Consider the following 14,804-nt stretch of genomic DNA (forward strand, 5'->3'; position numbering starts at 1 on the left):
TCTCATTACCGCGTCAATGCCTGGAAATAACTGACCCTCGGCGGGACACGACGGGCATTCATCACGTGATAACGGCAGGCGCTTAACGTTCTTTAATTAATTCGACGAATTAAATGAACACGTGATTGCTAAATCTATTTAACGATTCGCATTACGACCGGGTTACTACGTTATTACGACATGCGCCGACAGCCGGCCATTCGATGCCGCCCACATCGCCCCGCGACAATGCGCTCCTCCGGGCACCTCTACTGCCAAGGCATCGCTCATGCGCCATCCGGTATTTCACTAACTACCCAACATTTTTGAACTGATAAGCTTGGCGCGCGCTGCTGGCCGCCCCGGCTGGCGGCTTCAACCCAGGCCCGGTCGTGAGTCGCGCCGGGTTTCCCGCAGCGGCACAACCGCGTGCGGGAGTATTTGAACTACACCGAGGAGTAAAACAGTGAAAAAACTGCTAGCGGCTTTGACGGTTGCTCTGCTTGCCACCGTCTCGATTGGCGCACACGCTAAAGATTGGTCCACCATCCGTTTTGGCGTCGATGCCAGCTACCCCCCGTTCGAGTCCAAAGGCTCCGACGGCAAGCTCGTTGGCTTCGACATCGACCTCGGCAATGAAATCTGCGCGCGCCTGAAAGCCAAATGCGTGTGGGTCGAAAACGACTTCGACGGCATGATTCCGGCCCTGAAGGCGAAGAAGTTCGACGGCGTGCTGTCGTCGATGTCCATGACGCCGCAACGTGCCGAACAGGTCGCGTTCTCGTCGAAACTGTTCAATACGCCGACGCGCCTCGTCGCAAAGAAGGGTTCGGGCATCCTGCCGACGGCTGAATCGCTGAAGGGCAAGACGGTCGGCGTCGAACAGGGCACGATCCAGGAAACCTACGCGAAGACCTACTGGGAACCGAAGGGTGCGAAGGTCGTGCCGTATCAGAACCAGGACCAGGTGTATGCCGACTTGCTGTCGGGCCGTCTGGACGCAGCGCTGCAAGATGCGGTGCAAGCTGAAATCGGCTTCCTGAAGACGCCGCGCGGCGCCGGCTTCGACTTCGTCGGCAAGAACCTCGACGATCCGAAGATCCTCGGCAACGGCGCGGGCATCGGCATGCGCAAGGAAGACACGGATCTGAAGGCGAAGGTCGACAAGGCGATCGCCGACATCATCAAGGACGGCACGTACAAGAAGCTCGAGAAGAAGTACTTCGACTTCGACGTGTACGGCAGCTAATAGGCCGGCTTGGGTCAGTCAGGGCCGCCACGCGCGTCTAGCGGCGCGCTGAACGGCTCGAAAAAACGGGCCCCGCCATGCGCGGGGCCCGTTTCGTTTTTGAAGCCGCCACGACCACGCCCCGCGCCGTATCGGCTAAGATCGTGCGATCGATATGGCGCCGGGCAGTTGTGAACGACTGGCGTCATCCAGGCTTTTCCCCTCAAATCAACGAGATAGCGGCGCGCCGCACTTTCCCGCGAATTCGACAACCATGCAAACCCAATCCCATCCGCTGATTGCCCCGACGCTCGGTACCGCCCGCAACCTGACCAGTTTCCATTACGGCCCCGGCGGCGGACAGAAGATCTACATCCAGTCGTCGCTGCATGCCGACGAACTGCCGGGCATGCTCGTCTCGTGGGAACTTCGTCGCAAGCTTGCCGCACTCGAAGCAGCCGGCAAGCTGCGCGGCGAAGTGGTCATCGTGCCGGTGGCCAATCCCATCGGCCTGAACCAGCACTTTCTCGGCCACCTGACCGGACGCTTCGAAACCAACACCGCGCAGAACTTCAACCGTAACTTCCATGATCTCTCGGCACTCGTCGCACCGGTAATCGAAGGGCGCCTCACGGATAACATCGACGCCAATCGCACGGCGATCCGCACCGCGATGCGCGAGGCGCTCGACGCGCAGACGCCGGCCACCGAGCTCGAATCGCAACGTCTCGCGCTGCAAAAGCTTTCGTACGACGCCGACGTCGTGCTCGATCTGCATTGCGACTGGGAAGCCGCCATGCACCTGTACACGAACCCTGACCTGTGGCCCGAAGTCGAGCCGCTCGCGCGCTATCTCGACGCAAAGGCGTCGCTGCTTGCGCTCAATTCGGTGGGCAATCCGTTCGATGAAATTCACAGCTTCTGCTGGTCGGATTTGCGTGGCCGTTTCGGCGAGCGTTTTCCGATTCCGAACGGCTCGATTTCGGTCACGATCGAATTGCGCGGGCAGCGAGAAGTGTCTTACGAGTATGCGGAGCGCGACGCGCAGGCGATCGTCGAATATCTGACCTCGCGTGGCGTCATCGAAGGCACCGCCGCGCCGCTGCCGCCGCTCGAATTCGCTGCCACGCCGCTCGCAGGCGCCGAGCCGATTGTCGCGCCGATCAGCGGCGTGCTGGTGTATCGCTGCGAAGTGGGCACCTGGGTCGACGTGGGCCATGAAATCGCGGATATCGTCGATCCGTTGACTGACCGCGTCGTTACGCTCAAAAGCAACGTTGCCGGCGTGCTCTATGCGCGGCATCTGACGCGTTTCGCCACGGCCGGCCTCGAATTCGCGCGCATTGCCGGCGCGACCGCGTTTCGAAGCGGATCGCTGTTGAGCAACTGATTCGCGGCTTGACGCTAAAGCGAGGGCGCCGTGAAGGCGCCCTCGCTTTTATTGCTACTGCTCCTGTTCCAGTCACTGCCGACGAGGCACGCAACACGCAAGGAAGAGTCCATTAAAACGCGGGGATGATCGCGCCTTTGAACTGCGTGTCGATGTACTTGCGTACTTCATCGGACTCGTAAGCCGCGACCAGTTTCTTCACCCAAGGCTGGTTGCGGTCCTTCTCGCGCACCGCGATGAGGTTTGCGTAAGGCCCCTTGAGGTCTTCGATTGCAATCGCGTCTTTGGTGGGCTGCAAGCCCGCCTTCACTGCATAGTCGGTATTGATCGACGCCGCGTCGAGATCATCGAGCGCGCGCGGCAATTGCGCGGCGTCGAGTTCCACGAGCCGGATTTTCTTGTGATTCTCAGCCACGTCGAGCGGAGTCGCATTGACGCCGTTCGTGCCGACGCCCGGCTTCAGCTTGATGACACCGTACTTCTGGAGCAGGAGCAACGCGCGGTTGCCATTGGACGGATCGTTCTGGATGCCCACTTTCGCCCCTTCGGGCAAGTCCTTCAGCGACTTGAACTTCTTCGAATAAAAGCCCATTGGCGACACATACGTCAGGCCGACATTAGCGATCTTGTAGCCGCGCTGTTTGATCTGGCTATCGAGAAACGGCTGGTGTTGGAAACCGTTAGCGTCGAGATCTCCGGCGTCTAGCGCAGCATTCGGCTGCACGTAGTCGTTGAACTCGATCACTTTGACGTTGAGCCCCTCGCGCGCCGCCACTTTCGTCACGACCGACCAGATCTGTGCATCGGGTCCGCTCATCGTGCCGACCTTGAGTTGCGGGCCGTCTGCATGCGCAAACGTTGTCGTGAGCGAGAGAGCGGCGACACCGGCCAGCGCGAGCACATTTCTGATGATATTGCGGCGTTGCATGCGTTTCCCCATAAGCGGTTTGATTGACAGGCGCGCATCGTCGCATGCGGCGGCGGCCGCCTGAAACCAATCGTTTTTCACACGCTTATATGAACGGGCGCGAAGAAGCTTATGCGCGAGATCGCCATGACTGTCGCTTGCGCGCGACAGATTTCAAAATCAATGCGCCTGTCACATACCTTACTCAGCGTTCCCTTAAATTTCAGCCCGTCGCACGACCTTGCCGAAGAGCATCGCATTGCGATCGCTTAATTTTTAATCGGAGAACGTTTTGAACAAAAAACTATTGACCGCCGCTACCCTCGCAGTCTTCGCCAGCGCCGCACACGCACAAAGCAGCGTCACGCTGTATGGCGTGATCGATGCCGGTATCAGCTATGTGAACAACTCGAAGACCGCCACCGGTCACGACAATCTCTTCAAGTACGACGACGGCGTGGCGCAAGGCAGCCGTTGGGGCCTGCGCGGCACCGAAGATCTGGGTGGCGGCCTGAAGGCGCTGTTCGTGCTGGAAAACGGCTTCAACAGCGGTAACGGCACGCTCGGCCAGGGCGGCGCGTTGTTCGGCCGTCAGGCGTATGTCGGTCTGTCGCAGAACAATGTCGGCTCGCTGACGTTCGGCCGCCAGTACTCGTTCTCGACCGACTATCTCGGCGGCAGCTACTCGACCGGCGGTCAAACGGTCGCGGGCAACTACGCTTACCACATCAACGACGTCGACCAGTTGACGTCGAGCCGTATCAACAACTCGGTCAAGTTTAGCAGCGCGAATTTCTCGGGCCTGACATTCGGCGCGATGTATGGCTTCTCGAACCAGGCTGGCGCATTCGCCGGCGCGCCCGCAACGGGCACGGCCGCAGCACCGGTCGCAGGTTCGTCGCGCGCTTACAGCTTCGGCCTGAACTACGCTAACGGTCCGTTCGGCGTGGGCGCGGCATACACGGATATCCGCTACCCGAGCCAGGCAACGCCGGCATTCTCGACGACCATCGCAAACGTGACGACGGGCAACATCCGCGATCTGCGCACGTTCGGCGTGGGCGGCCGCTACACGATCGCCGCAGCGACGCTGTGGGCGTTGTACACGAACACGCGCCTCGAGACGGTCACGGGCGGTGCGACGACTTTCGCCGCGTATGAAGCGGGCGCGAAGTACGCGTTCACGCCGGCACTGACGGCAGGCGCGGGCTACACGTACATGCACCTGAGCAACGCGAATCGCGGCCACTGGAACCAGGTCGACCTGAGCGTCGACTATGCGTTGAGCAAGCGCACCGACGTGTACGCACTGGGCATCTATCAGATCGCAGCGGGCCGCAACGGCACGCAGGATCTGCAGGCGCAGATCGGTTCGAGCACGAGCTACTTCAACACGTCGGGCACGGGTGCGGACAACCAGCTGGCATTCCGCGTGGGCGTTCGTCACAAGTTCTAAAACGCAATCGTGCCGGCGCAGGCCCCAGCGCCTCGCCGGCGTTCTGTGTTGAAACGCCGCTGCTTTCAAACCAGTTCCACAAGTTGTAGCGGAGTCGATTGCCCGGCGTTGCAGCTGGACATTACGCAATCACGCAGTTATTCCTCTCAGTAAGACGCCGGCGCCGCTGGCGTCTTACTGCTTTCGCTTCCCCCTCGCAGTTCAAAGCCAACCAATATCGATTCGCTCAGCCGGGTCCGCACGCCTGTCATTTCAAGAATACTTGAATTATCGAATCGACAGCCCTATCATGCTGCGATGGACTCGAACCTCGTTGTACGCGCGCTCGGCGCGCTGGCTCATGAATCGCGACTCGCCATTTTCCGGGCGCTGGTGGTAGCTGGTCCCGAAGGCATGGCGGCAGGGGACATCGCGCAGCAGATCGGACTGTCACCGTCGAGCCTGTCATTTCATCTGAAAGACCTTTCGCACGCCGGGCTGGTTACAGGTCAGCAGGATGGGCGCTTTATCTATTACTCGGCCAACTTCGAAGCGATGAGCGGACTGGTCGGTTTCCTCACCGAGAACTGTTGTGCGGGTGCGGGCTGTGGAGTTGGAGTCGCGCCGCAGTGTAAAGGAGCGGCGACATGAACTTTGCCAACGTCGCCATCTTGCAGCGCATCTCAGCAGCCGCCACTATTCCATTACGGATTCACCCATGAGCAGTCTCGAGCAAACGGCACGTCATCCACAGGCGCCTCGCATCGGTTTCTTCGAGCGGTATCTGACGGTGTGGGTCGCGCTTTGCATCGTTACAGGCATCGCGCTCGGGCATTGGCTACCGCTGGTGTTCCAGGCAATTGCACGCATGGAAGTGGCGCACGTCGACATTCCGGTCGGCGTGCTGATCTGGGTCATGATCGTGCCGATGCTCATCAAGATCGACTTCGGTGCGATGGCGCAGGTGAAGGAGCACTGGCGCGGCATCGGTGTCACGCTGTTCGTCAACTGGATTGTGAAGCCATTGTCGATGGCGCTGCTCGGCTGGATCTTCGTGCGCCATGTCTTTGCCGCGTGGTTGCCGTCGGGCCAGCTGGACAGCTACGTCGCAGGGCTTATCCTGCTCGCCGCCGCGCCTTGTACGGCGATGGTGTTTGTCTGGTCGCAGCTTTGCAAGGGCGATCCGTACTTCACGCTCTCGCAGGTCGCGCTGAACGACGCCATCATGATCGTCGCTTTTGCACCGATCGTTGCACTGCTGCTCGGCCTGTCCGCGATTGCAGTCCCGTGGGACACGCTTATCGCTTCAGTGGGGCTTTACATCATCATCCCTGTTGTCATTGCGCAGATCGTGCGCCGCCGGCTGCTTCGGCATGGCGATGCGCGCTTTCAACGCATGGTTTCCCGACTAGGCCCCTATTCGATCTGCGCGCTGCTCGCAACGCTCGTGCTGTTATTCGCGTTCCAGGGGCAGGCCATTGTCAGCGAGCCGCTGGTGATCGCGATGCTGGCCGTACCGATCCTGATCCAGGTGTTGCTGAACTCGGGCCTCGCCTATCTGCTCAACCGCAAGCTCGGTGTCGCGCACTGTGTGGCCGGTCCGTCGAGCCTGATCGGTGCGAGCAACTTCTTCGAACTGGCAGTGGCAACCGCCATCAGCGTGTTTGGATTCCAGTCGGGCGCGGCACTCGCCACCGTAGTCGGTGTACTCATCGAAGTGCCCGTCATGCTGCTGGTCGTCGGCGTCGTGAACCGGACGCAACATTGGTACGAAACCCGAACATATTGAGGACAAACGATGCGCGTGACCATCTATCACAACCCCGACTGCGGCACGTCACGCAACGTGCTCGCGCTGCTGCGCGAAGCCGGTGAAAACCCGCTCGTGATCGAGTATCTGCAAAATCCGCCTGATCGCGCAACGCTCGAACGCCTGATAGCCGACAGCGGAATGGCGGTCCGGGACATGCTGCGCACGAAGGGCACGCCATACAAGGAACTCGGACTCGACGATCCGGCAGTGAGCGACGCTGAACTCATCGACGCAATGCTCGCCCATCCGATACTGATCAACCGGCCGATCGTCGTGACGCCGCAAGGCACACGCTTGTGCCGCCCTTCCGATGCAGCGGCCGGCCTCCTTGCGAGCATGCCCGACCACGAAATCCTGAAGGAAGAAGGCGCGCCTTTTATCGTGGCCCGGCGCATCACAGGTGACAACGCTGAGTTTGTGCAGGCACTGCGCGATGCGGAACTTCCCGTCAACGATCTGAGCGAGTCTGGCCGCTCGTTCTTCACGTTCTCGACGCTGGCAGGTGTCCATCTTGGTTATGGCGGATTCGAGCAATACGGACGCGATGTACTGATCCGGTCGCTTGTCGTGGCGCCCGAGCAGCGGCGCAAAGGCATCGGCCGTAACGTGCTCGCCGTTCTTTTGCGCGAAGCTTTCGATGCGGGCGCCCGCACCGGGTGGCTGCTCACCACGAATGAATCGGCGTTCTTCGAGAAGTCCGGCTTCAAGCCGGTCAGCCGCGACGCGGCCCCCGCATCGATCCTCGCCACACGTCAGGCTACCGACTTGTGTCCGTCGAGCGCCGTCCTGCTTTCGCGTGCCATCACCCTTTAAGCGCCATAGCCCATGCCGACCGATCTGCCCAACATCAGCCCTCTTCATCTCGACATACCCGATCTCACGAAGCTCGAGCCACGCGCGCTATCGCAACACCCGCCGCGCATTCTTCTTCTATACGGCTCACTCAGGCCAACGTCGTACAGCAGATTGCTGACGCTGGAAGCAGAGCGGATTCTGCAGCAGTTCGGCGCAGAGACAAAGGTGTTCGATCCGCACGGCCTTCCGCTTGCTGATAGTGTCCCGCCGGACCACCCGAAGGTCGCGGAACTGCGCGCGCTATCGATATGGTCCGAGGGTCAGGTGTGGTGCAGCCCGGAGCGTCACGGCGCGCTCACAGGCGTTTTCAAGAATCAGATCGACTGGTTGCCGCTCGATTCCGGCAGCGTCCGTCCCACGCAGGGGCGCACGCTGGCAGTCATGCAAGTGTCCGGCGGCTCGCAGTCGTTCAATGCAGTCAACGCGCTGCGCGTACTAGGCCGCTGGATGCGCATGGTGACGATCCCGAACCAGAGCTCGGTCGCCAAGGCATTTCAGGAGTTCGACGAGAACGGACGGATGAAGCCGTCCCCGTACTACGATCGGGTGGTCGACGTCATGGAAGAGCTCTTCAAATTCACGCTGCTCGTACGCGACCGTTCCGATTACCTGACTGACCGCTACAGCGAGCGCAAGGAGCGGGCACCGGCAACCGTAACGGCGCTCGCGAGTGCTGCCATGAGTCATGAACAAAGTGCTCGAATTGCCGACACGGACGACAGCGAGGTTGAGTAGCGCTCGCTGCCATCCGAGTGAATGGCCATGAGGCGTTCCATTTCGCCTCGCATCGACGCATCGACGCATCGACGCATCGTTATACAGCGGGCGCACGTCTCGCGGGGCGCTGCGGCAGAAGCACGATACAGGCGACGATAAACACAAGCAGAATCACCGACGCGTATAAGCGGCTCACGTGCAACCCGCCCTCCGCGACAGGCTTGTCGAGCAGATCCCCAAGCGTCGCGCCGAGGGGACGCGTCAGAATGAACGCTGCCCAGAAAAGCGCCGTGCGAGACACGCGCGACCAGAAATACAGGGCGGCCACCACGAGCAAGCCCGCGCCGAAGATCATTGCTCCGTATTCGTAACCCACGCCGAGTCCGCCGCGATCTTCGCCCGCGACCCAGTCTCCGAGCGCAGTGCCGAGCGTTTGCGAGAACAGGATGGTGACCCAGTAAAACCACTCCGCTTTAGCCGTGACGATACTTTCCACTGACACCGTGCCTTGCGAGCGATACCAGGCCGCGAGACTCGCCGCTAGCAGTGCGACGACTAACGCGACGCCTCCGGGGTAACCGATGCCGAGCGATCTATCCGCGAAGTCGGCCATTGTCGTGCCAAGCGTCGTGGTCGCGATGATGGTCGCCCAATAAAGGAACGGATGGAAGTCGCGCGCCTTGATCTGCGCGGAGACGAGCGCGACGAAGAACACGAAGAAGATCGCCGAACCAATCAGGTAACCGAGCTTCAGCGACATCGACACCCAGTCTCCGCCCGTTTCACCCAGCGTGGTGGCCGCGACCTTGATCACCCAGAAGCCCAACGTCACTTGCGGCACTTTGCTGACGGCCTGGTCTGCAAAGTTCATGGCGCTGTCTTTCATCAGTCACTCCTTTTTTCGTAGCTGCATAAGCACGCCAATTTAAACGCCAGAGGTTAACGCTTGCTTAAGCTGGCGGCGTTATTGGCGTTCGCAGCCGGGAATAAGTTCCCCGCTACACCGGTTAACCGATGCAGAGCACGTCAAAACGAACTCAAACCGGGTTCGGTCGATACGCTCTTAATCCAGGAGCACTGCCATGAAACGCACGTATGCAGACCGCGCAGTATCGCGCTCGTTCATCATGATGATGGCGAGCACCGCGCTGATGATCACATCGACATGGGCGCACGCACAAGCATCGCCCTCCCCCGGCTCGCATCAACTTACGCGTGCTGAAGTCATGCATGAACTCGAAGAACTCGAAGCCGCCGGATATAACCCGTCTGTCGGCGACGACCCCAACTATCCGGCTGACATTCAGGAAGCAGAACGAAAAGTTGCCGCGATGCATGCGGCCCAGCAGAACGCGTCCGTCTACGGCCAACCGGCAATGCAGTCAATGCCGGCAATGCCGATGCAGTGAGAAGAACAGTCGCCGATCTAACCCACGCTACGAGAGAACCTATGCGCCAACCTTGTAAGGCCGCGTCATCAACTCGAGAAAGTGACCATCGAGGTCGTCGAAATAAAGTCCGCGGCCACCGTTGTGCGTGTACGTTTCTCCAGCGCGCCGTTTGCCGGGATCGGCCCAGTATTCGAGGCCTCGCTCGCGTATACGCGCGAACGCCCGCTCGAATTCTTCTTCGCTGATTAGAAATGCGTAGTGCTGCATGGCGATCGGATCATCGCTTTCATAGAAATCAAGCGACACGTCATTAGCCATTTGCACGACCAGCATTTCCCCGAACGGAATCGGAGCCGGAAGGCCGAGAATGTCTCCCAGAAACTGCGTCGACGCCTGCTTGTCCCGGCACCAGACAATAGTATGGTTTAGCTGCGCGCTCATGCTGCGCCTCCATGCGGTAGCTACGCATTGAATCAATATAGTCGAAGCCTCATTAACCAACCGCTCCGTCCTGCAAGTCGTGGGCTATGAAGTCGACAAACGCGCGAATGCGGTTCGACATCTGATGCCGCTGCGAATACACGGCGAAGATATCCGCGTTCGGCGTCTCGTGATCGGGCAGCACCACAACGAGCGAGCCATCGGCCAGATACTGTTTGATGTCCCACTCCGCGCGCAGCAGAATGCCGTGCCCTTCGAGCGCCCATTTCACCGCGATCTCGCCGTCGTTGGTGGTCAGCGTGCCCTTGATCCGCACCGCTTCCGTCTTGCGCGACGCACCCTTGCCCGACGTCAGTCGCCACACGCCATACGCTTCGTCGCCCTGGCGAATGCCGATACAGTTGTGCCGCGTCAGATCGTGCGGCGTCATCGGCAGGCCGTGCGAGGCGATATACGAAGGGGCCGCGCACAGCAGACGCCGGTTGCCTGCGAGGCGGCGCGCGACCACCCGCGTATCGGGCGGCTCGCCAAAACGGATACAGACGTCGAATGTATCGTCTGTGAGCGGCGGCGGCGTGACCGATAGCTGAAGCTGCACCGACACCTGCGGATACTTCGCGACAAAACGCGAGATAGCAGGCGCCACGTGGCTGCGGCCGAACCCGAGCGTCGCGTTGACGCGCAGCAGCCCTTTCGGGCTCTTCTTCGCCGAACCGAGCAACTCCGCGAGTTCGTCGATCTCGTCGAGAATCCTGCGCGCATGCTGCAAATACAGCTCGCCTTCGGGCGTGAGCATCATCCGGCGAGTGGTGCGATTGACGAGCGCCACGCCGGCGCGGCTCTCCATCTGCGTGAGCCGCTTGCTCACGGCCGCTGCGGTCAGCCCCAGCTCACGTGCCGCCGCGCTCAGGCTGCCGGACGCGGCGAGCGTAGAGAAAAAGCTCAAATCGGCCGGCTGGACGGTGTCGCGCATCAGCGTCACTTGTGAATTAGAGTTAAAGATGCTTTGAGTCTAGCACCGGTTTTTGCGTCCAGATATCGATAGAGTCACTCACATCTACAACATCTGAAGGACCGGAGACATGCAAACCTATCGCATCGCAACCATTCCCGGCGACGGCATCGGCAAGGAAGTCGTGCCGGCGGGCGCGCAAGTCCTCGAAGCGCTCGCCAGAACCACGAAGTCGTTCGCGTTCGAATTCGAGAACTTCGACTGGGGCGGCGACTATTACCGCAAGCATGGCGTGATGATGCCGGCGGATGGGCTCGACGCGATTCGCGGCAAGGACGCTATCCTGTTCGGCTCCGCGGGCGACCCGGACATTGCGGACCACATCACGCTGTGGGGACTTCGCCTGAAGATCTGCCAGGGCTTCGACCAGTACGCGAACGTGCGCCCGACCCGCATCCTGCCCGGCATCGACGCACCGTTGAAACGCTGCAAGCCCGAAGACCTGAACTGGGTGATCGTGCGCGAGAACTCGGAAGGCGAATATTCCGGCGTGGGCGGCCGGGTTCATCAGGGTCACCCGATTGAAGCTGCCACCGACGTGTCGATCATGACGCGTGCCGGCGTCGAGCGCATCATGCGTTTCGCCTTCCGCCTCGCACAGTCGCGTCCGCGCAAACTGCTGACGGTGATTACGAAAAGCAATGCGCAACGTCACGCAATGGTGATGTGGGACGAGATCGCGCTACAGGTCTCGAAGGAATTCCCCGACGTCACGTGGGACAAGGAACTGGTGGATGCGTCCACGGCCCGCATGATCAATCGTCCGGCGAGCCTCGATACGATCGTCGCCACCAATCTGCACGCGGACATTCTCAGCGATCTCGCCGCCGCGCTCGCCGGCAGCCTCGGCATTGCGCCGACCGGCAACATCGACCCGGAACGCCGCTTTCCGTCGATGTTCGAACCCATCCACGGCTCCGCGTTCGACATCATGGGCAAGGGTCTCGCCAATCCGGTCGGCACCTTCTGGTCGGTCGTGATGCTGCTGGAACATCTCGGCGAACTCGATGCCGCAAACCGCGTAATGCAGGCAGTGGAAGCCGTGACCGCCGACAAGTCGCTGCATACCGGCGACCTCGGCGGAACGGCGACTACCGCGCAGGTGACCGCTGCCGTCTGCGCGTTCATCGAGCGGGCTGCAGCGCCCGCTGCCAACGCCGCGTAAGTCTGGATCACGCGACCACAGTTCGCGCCGTGTAACGCGCCGCGACAAGCGCTTCATAAGCGCCCCAGAAGCGCTTCACGAGCGCCTAACGACAGCCGCCCAACAGCCGCATCCGACGGCTGCGGCGCGCGCGGCGCTGCGCTGCGCTGCGTTTGCAAGCGAGCACAGCCCACGCCTCCAAGGAGGAGACAATGATGACCGACCTCGAAAGCCGGGTGTCCCGCAAGCTCATGCTGCGGATCATCCCGTTTGTAATGCTGCTGTACTTCGTGAGTTTTCTGGACCGCGTCAACGTGGGTTTTGCCGCGCTGACCATGAACAAGGCCATCGGTCTTTCACCGACTGCATTCGGATTCGGCGGCGGCCTCTTCTTCATCGGCTACTTTCTGTTCGAGGTTCCTTCGAACCTGATTCTTCACAAGGTCGGCGCGCGCCGCTGGATTGCGCGCGTCATAGTGTCCTGGGGCATTGTCTCGCTGGCTTCCGCGTTCGTCGTCGGGCCCAACAGCTTCTATGCGCTGCGCTTTCTGCTAGGCGTGGCCGAAGCGGGCTTCTTTCCCGGCATCATCCTGTATCTGAGCTTGTGGTTTCCGACTCGTCAGCGCGCGGTCGCCGCCGCATGGTTCATGGCGGCCGCGCCGATTTCCACCGCCATCGGCTCGCCGATTTCCGGCGCGATCATGAAACTTCCATCGGTAGCCGGTTTCGCGGACTGGCAGATGCTCTACATTCTGGAAGCGCTGCCCGCTGTCGTCCTCGGCTTCTTCGTGCTGAAGTATCTGACCGACACGCCGTCGAAGGCGCAATGGCTTGCGCCGGAAGAGCGCGACTGGCTGATCGCGAAACTGAAGACGGAAGCCGACGCGCGCCAGTCGCACGCGGGCCACACGGCCGGTGCGATGAGGGCACTGCGCGACCCACGCGTTCTCGCGCTGGCACTAATCTACTTCGGGACCTCCGCGGGCTTGTACACGCTCGGCTTATGGGCGCCGTTGATCATCAAGCAGTACGGCTTCGGCTCGTTCGAAACGGGACTGCTCGCCGGCATCCCCAGCATCGCCGCCGTGGTCGCAATGATCCTGTGGGCGAGGCATTCGGACCGTACCGAAGAGCGCACGTGGCACGTCGTCATTCCGTGCGCGCTGGCCTGCCTTGGCTTTGTGTTCGCAGGTAACGCCTCAACAGCACTGATGATCGTGCTCGCCCTCGTCATCGTGAACGTGGGCATCAGTGCGGCCAAGGCGCCGCTGTGGGCAATGCCGAGCATGTTCCTGTCGGGCGCCGGCGCGGCCGCAGGAATCGCCATGATCAACTCGATCGGCAATCTCGGCGGATTCGTCGGTCCGTTCGCGATCGGGTGGCTCAAGAACGTGACGGGCGGCTACTCGGCCGGGCTATATGTGGTCGGCGCAACGCTGGCTCTGTCCGCTGTCGTCACGCTGATGCTGAGCCGGCAGTCGAAGCAGACACCGGTGGCGGCCGGCGAGCGCCACGGCCACTGACGGCATACGCTCGTCTGGGAACTGGGAACAGGATTCTCCGTCGTGACATCCAACGTCGTATGCAACGAAACGTTGGTTGAACGGGAGAATCCGCATGAAACTGATCCACCCTCACTGGCTAGGCGCGCTGGCGCTCGTCAGTCTCGCTAGCTGGGCTCAAAGCGCCGGCCCGACCGATCCGCAGATCGCGGCGATCGTCGTCACGGCCAATCAGGTCGATATCGACGCCGGCAAGCTCGCCGAGTCGCGCTCGAAGTCGAGCGACGTCAAGGCGTTCGCGCAACAGATGGTCACCGATCACAGCGCGGTCAATCAATCAGCCAGCGATCTCGTGCACAAGCTGAATGTGACGCCCGAGGACAACGGCACGAGCCAAAGCCTGAAGCAAGGCGGCGATGCAAACCTCGCGGCTCTGAAGAAGCTGAAAGGCTCGGCCTTCGATCGCGCGTACATCGATCATGAAGTGACCTACCATGAGAACGTGCTCGCCGCGCTCGATAAAACGCTGATTCCGAACGCAAAGAACGAAGAGCTGAAAGCGCTGCTTGTAAAGGTCCGGCCTGCCTTCGTCGCGCATCTGGAACATGCGAAGCATCTGCAGGCGTCGCTGGAGAAAAGCAGTGGTTAAGCGGCGGTGTGCGCCCAGCGCCGCCGCTCGTGGATGTGCGACGCTGGCATTGCTTGCGGCAAACGCGATTGCGGCGCCGAAGACATATGTGGTCGCGATTGAGAACATGCAATTCAATCCGCCGGATTTGACCGTGAAGCGAGGAGACCGCGTTGTATGGATCAACAAGGACATCTTTCCCCATACCGCGACCGCCGAGACTCGTGCATTCGATTCGCGCAGCATTGCCGCGAGCGCATCATGGTCGTACGAGCCGGGCAAGGCCGGCACTTTTCCCTACGGATGCACGTTTCACCCGACCATGCACGGTGCACTGACCGTTCGATGAGAGCCCGCTCGCA

At 61.0% G+C, this 14,804-nt stretch carries 16 protein-coding genes; 12 read left to right on the top strand and 4 right to left on the bottom strand.

Annotated elements, in window-relative coordinates:
- Positions 1 to 445 precede the first annotated feature (445 nt).
- Positions 446 to 1,228, top strand: a complete 783-nt coding sequence (locus H281_RS0107900) for an ABC transporter substrate-binding protein (RefSeq protein WP_020066551.1) — start codon at positions 446 to 448, stop codon at positions 1,226 to 1,228.
- A 253-nt stretch (positions 1,229 to 1,481) separates the two neighbouring features.
- The gene (locus tag H281_RS0107905) at positions 1,482 to 2,597 is read left to right on the top strand and encodes a succinylglutamate desuccinylase/aspartoacylase family protein (protein ID WP_020066552.1); all 1,116 of its coding nucleotides are present in this window, start codon (positions 1,482 to 1,484) and stop codon (positions 2,595 to 2,597) included.
- Positions 2,598 to 2,709: 112 nt separating this feature from the next.
- On the opposite strand, the gene H281_RS0107910 is transcribed toward H281_RS0107905, so the two are convergent.
- Positions 2,710 to 3,525, bottom strand: coding sequence for a MetQ/NlpA family ABC transporter substrate-binding protein (locus tag H281_RS0107910; protein WP_033379493.1), 816 nt, complete (start codon positions 3,523 to 3,525; stop codon positions 2,710 to 2,712).
- Between the two features lie 271 nt (positions 3,526 to 3,796).
- Here H281_RS0107910 and H281_RS0107915 point away from each other — a divergent pair, with 271 nt between their 5' ends.
- The 5 genes from H281_RS0107915 to arsH all read left to right on the top strand — a co-directional run bounded on the left by H281_RS0107915 (position 3,797) and on the right by arsH (position 8,342).
- Complete coding sequence (locus H281_RS0107915) at positions 3,797 to 4,960, top strand: porin (RefSeq protein WP_020066554.1); 1,164 nt, start codon at positions 3,797 to 3,799, stop codon at positions 4,958 to 4,960.
- A gap of 297 nt (positions 4,961 to 5,257) precedes the next feature.
- Entirely contained in the window at positions 5,258 to 5,590 is a 333-nt protein-coding gene (locus H281_RS0107920; protein ID WP_020066555.1) for an ArsR/SmtB family transcription factor, read from the top strand.
- Positions 5,591 to 5,657: 67 nt separating this feature from the next.
- On the top strand, positions 5,658 to 6,728 hold the full coding sequence (gene arsB, locus H281_RS0107925; RefSeq protein ID WP_020066556.1) for an ACR3 family arsenite efflux transporter: 1,071 nt from the start codon (positions 5,658 to 5,660) through the stop codon (positions 6,726 to 6,728).
- Between the two features lie 9 nt (positions 6,729 to 6,737).
- Positions 6,738 to 7,565: an arsenate reductase (glutaredoxin) gene (arsC, locus tag H281_RS35910; protein ID WP_020066557.1), complete on the top strand. Its 828-nt coding sequence runs from the start codon at positions 6,738 to 6,740 to the stop codon at positions 7,563 to 7,565.
- Between the two features lie 12 nt (positions 7,566 to 7,577).
- A complete protein-coding gene (gene arsH / locus H281_RS0107940; RefSeq protein WP_020066558.1) occupies positions 7,578 to 8,342 on the top strand; it encodes an arsenical resistance protein ArsH in 765 nt (254 codons plus the stop codon).
- Positions 8,343 to 8,421: 79 nt separating this feature from the next.
- Here arsH and H281_RS0107945 read toward each other — a convergent pair whose 3' ends face one another.
- Positions 8,422 to 9,210 carry a COG4705 family protein gene (locus tag H281_RS0107945; RefSeq protein WP_020066559.1) on the bottom strand — a complete coding sequence of 263 codons (789 nt, stop codon included), beginning with the start codon at positions 9,208 to 9,210 and terminating at the stop codon, positions 8,422 to 8,424.
- 196 nt (positions 9,211 to 9,406) lie between these two features.
- On the opposite strand from H281_RS0107945, the gene H281_RS0107950 reads away from it, so the two are divergent.
- On the top strand, positions 9,407 to 9,733 hold the full coding sequence (locus H281_RS0107950) for a DUF4148 domain-containing protein (protein WP_020066560.1): 327 nt from the start codon (positions 9,407 to 9,409) through the stop codon (positions 9,731 to 9,733).
- 39 nt (positions 9,734 to 9,772) lie between these two features.
- On the opposite strand, the gene H281_RS0107955 is transcribed toward H281_RS0107950, so the two are convergent.
- The gene (locus tag H281_RS0107955; protein WP_020066561.1) at positions 9,773 to 10,156 is read right to left on the bottom strand and encodes a VOC family protein; all 384 of its coding nucleotides are present in this window, start codon (positions 10,154 to 10,156) and stop codon (positions 9,773 to 9,775) included.
- Positions 10,157 to 10,208: 52 nt separating this feature from the next.
- Positions 10,209 to 11,129: a LysR substrate-binding domain-containing protein gene (locus H281_RS0107960; RefSeq protein WP_027804395.1), complete on the bottom strand. Its 921-nt coding sequence runs from the start codon at positions 11,127 to 11,129 to the stop codon at positions 10,209 to 10,211.
- Positions 11,130 to 11,238: 109 nt separating this feature from the next.
- On the opposite strand from H281_RS0107960, the gene H281_RS0107965 reads away from it, so the two are divergent.
- From H281_RS0107965 to H281_RS0107980, 4 genes are all read left to right on the top strand, one after another.
- Positions 11,239 to 12,333 (top strand): tartrate dehydrogenase, encoded by a 1,095-nt coding sequence (locus H281_RS0107965; protein WP_020066563.1) that lies wholly within the window; start codon positions 11,239 to 11,241, stop codon positions 12,331 to 12,333.
- A 191-nt stretch (positions 12,334 to 12,524) separates the two neighbouring features.
- Entirely contained in the window at positions 12,525 to 13,835 is a 1,311-nt protein-coding gene (locus tag H281_RS0107970; RefSeq protein WP_027804396.1) for an MFS transporter, read from the top strand.
- A 94-nt stretch (positions 13,836 to 13,929) separates the two neighbouring features.
- Positions 13,930 to 14,463, top strand: a complete 534-nt coding sequence (locus H281_RS0107975; protein WP_020066565.1) for a DUF4142 domain-containing protein — start codon at positions 13,930 to 13,932, stop codon at positions 14,461 to 14,463.
- Positions 14,456 to 14,791 (top strand): cupredoxin domain-containing protein, encoded by a 336-nt coding sequence (locus H281_RS0107980; protein WP_020066566.1) that lies wholly within the window; start codon positions 14,456 to 14,458, stop codon positions 14,789 to 14,791. Before H281_RS0107975 ends, H281_RS0107980 begins: the two co-directional genes overlap by 8 nt.
- Positions 14,792 to 14,804: the final 13 nt, after the last annotated feature.

The organism is Paraburkholderia caledonica (assembly GCF_000383275.1).
GTDB lineage: Bacteria > Pseudomonadota > Gammaproteobacteria > Burkholderiales > Burkholderiaceae > Paraburkholderia > Paraburkholderia caledonica.

Bases quoted from the DNA above. Each gene is read 5' to 3' on its own strand.
- H281_RS0107920 (WP_020066555.1), top strand. From the start codon at position 5,258: ATGGACTCGAACCTCGTTGTACGCGCGCTCGGCGCGCTGGCTCATGAA.
- H281_RS0107975 (WP_020066565.1), top strand. From the start codon at position 13,930: ATGAAACTGATCCACCCTCACTGGCTAGGCGCGCTGGCGCTCGTCAGT.
- H281_RS0107955 (WP_020066561.1), bottom strand. From the start codon at position 10,156: ATGAGCGCGCAGCTAAACCATACTATTGTCTGGTGCCGGGACAAGCAG.
- H281_RS0107945 (WP_020066559.1), bottom strand. From the start codon at position 9,210: ATGAAAGACAGCGCCATGAACTTTGCAGACCAGGCCGTCAGCAAAGTG.
- H281_RS0107960 (WP_027804395.1), bottom strand. From the start codon at position 11,129: ATGCGCGACACCGTCCAGCCGGCCGATTTGAGCTTTTTCTCTACGCTC.
- H281_RS0107910 (WP_033379493.1), bottom strand. From the start codon at position 3,525: ATGCAACGCCGCAATATCATCAGAAATGTGCTCGCGCTGGCCGGTGTC.
- H281_RS0107950 (WP_020066560.1), top strand. From the start codon at position 9,407: ATGAAACGCACGTATGCAGACCGCGCAGTATCGCGCTCGTTCATCATG.
- arsH (WP_020066558.1), top strand. From the start codon at position 7,578: ATGCCGACCGATCTGCCCAACATCAGCCCTCTTCATCTCGACATACCC.
- arsB (WP_020066556.1), top strand. From the start codon at position 5,658: ATGAGCAGTCTCGAGCAAACGGCACGTCATCCACAGGCGCCTCGCATC.
- arsC (WP_020066557.1), top strand. From the start codon at position 6,738: ATGCGCGTGACCATCTATCACAACCCCGACTGCGGCACGTCACGCAAC.
- H281_RS0107905 (WP_020066552.1), top strand. From the start codon at position 1,482: ATGCAAACCCAATCCCATCCGCTGATTGCCCCGACGCTCGGTACCGCC.
- H281_RS0107970 (WP_027804396.1), top strand. From the start codon at position 12,525: ATGATGACCGACCTCGAAAGCCGGGTGTCCCGCAAGCTCATGCTGCGG.
- H281_RS0107965 (WP_020066563.1), top strand. From the start codon at position 11,239: ATGCAAACCTATCGCATCGCAACCATTCCCGGCGACGGCATCGGCAAG.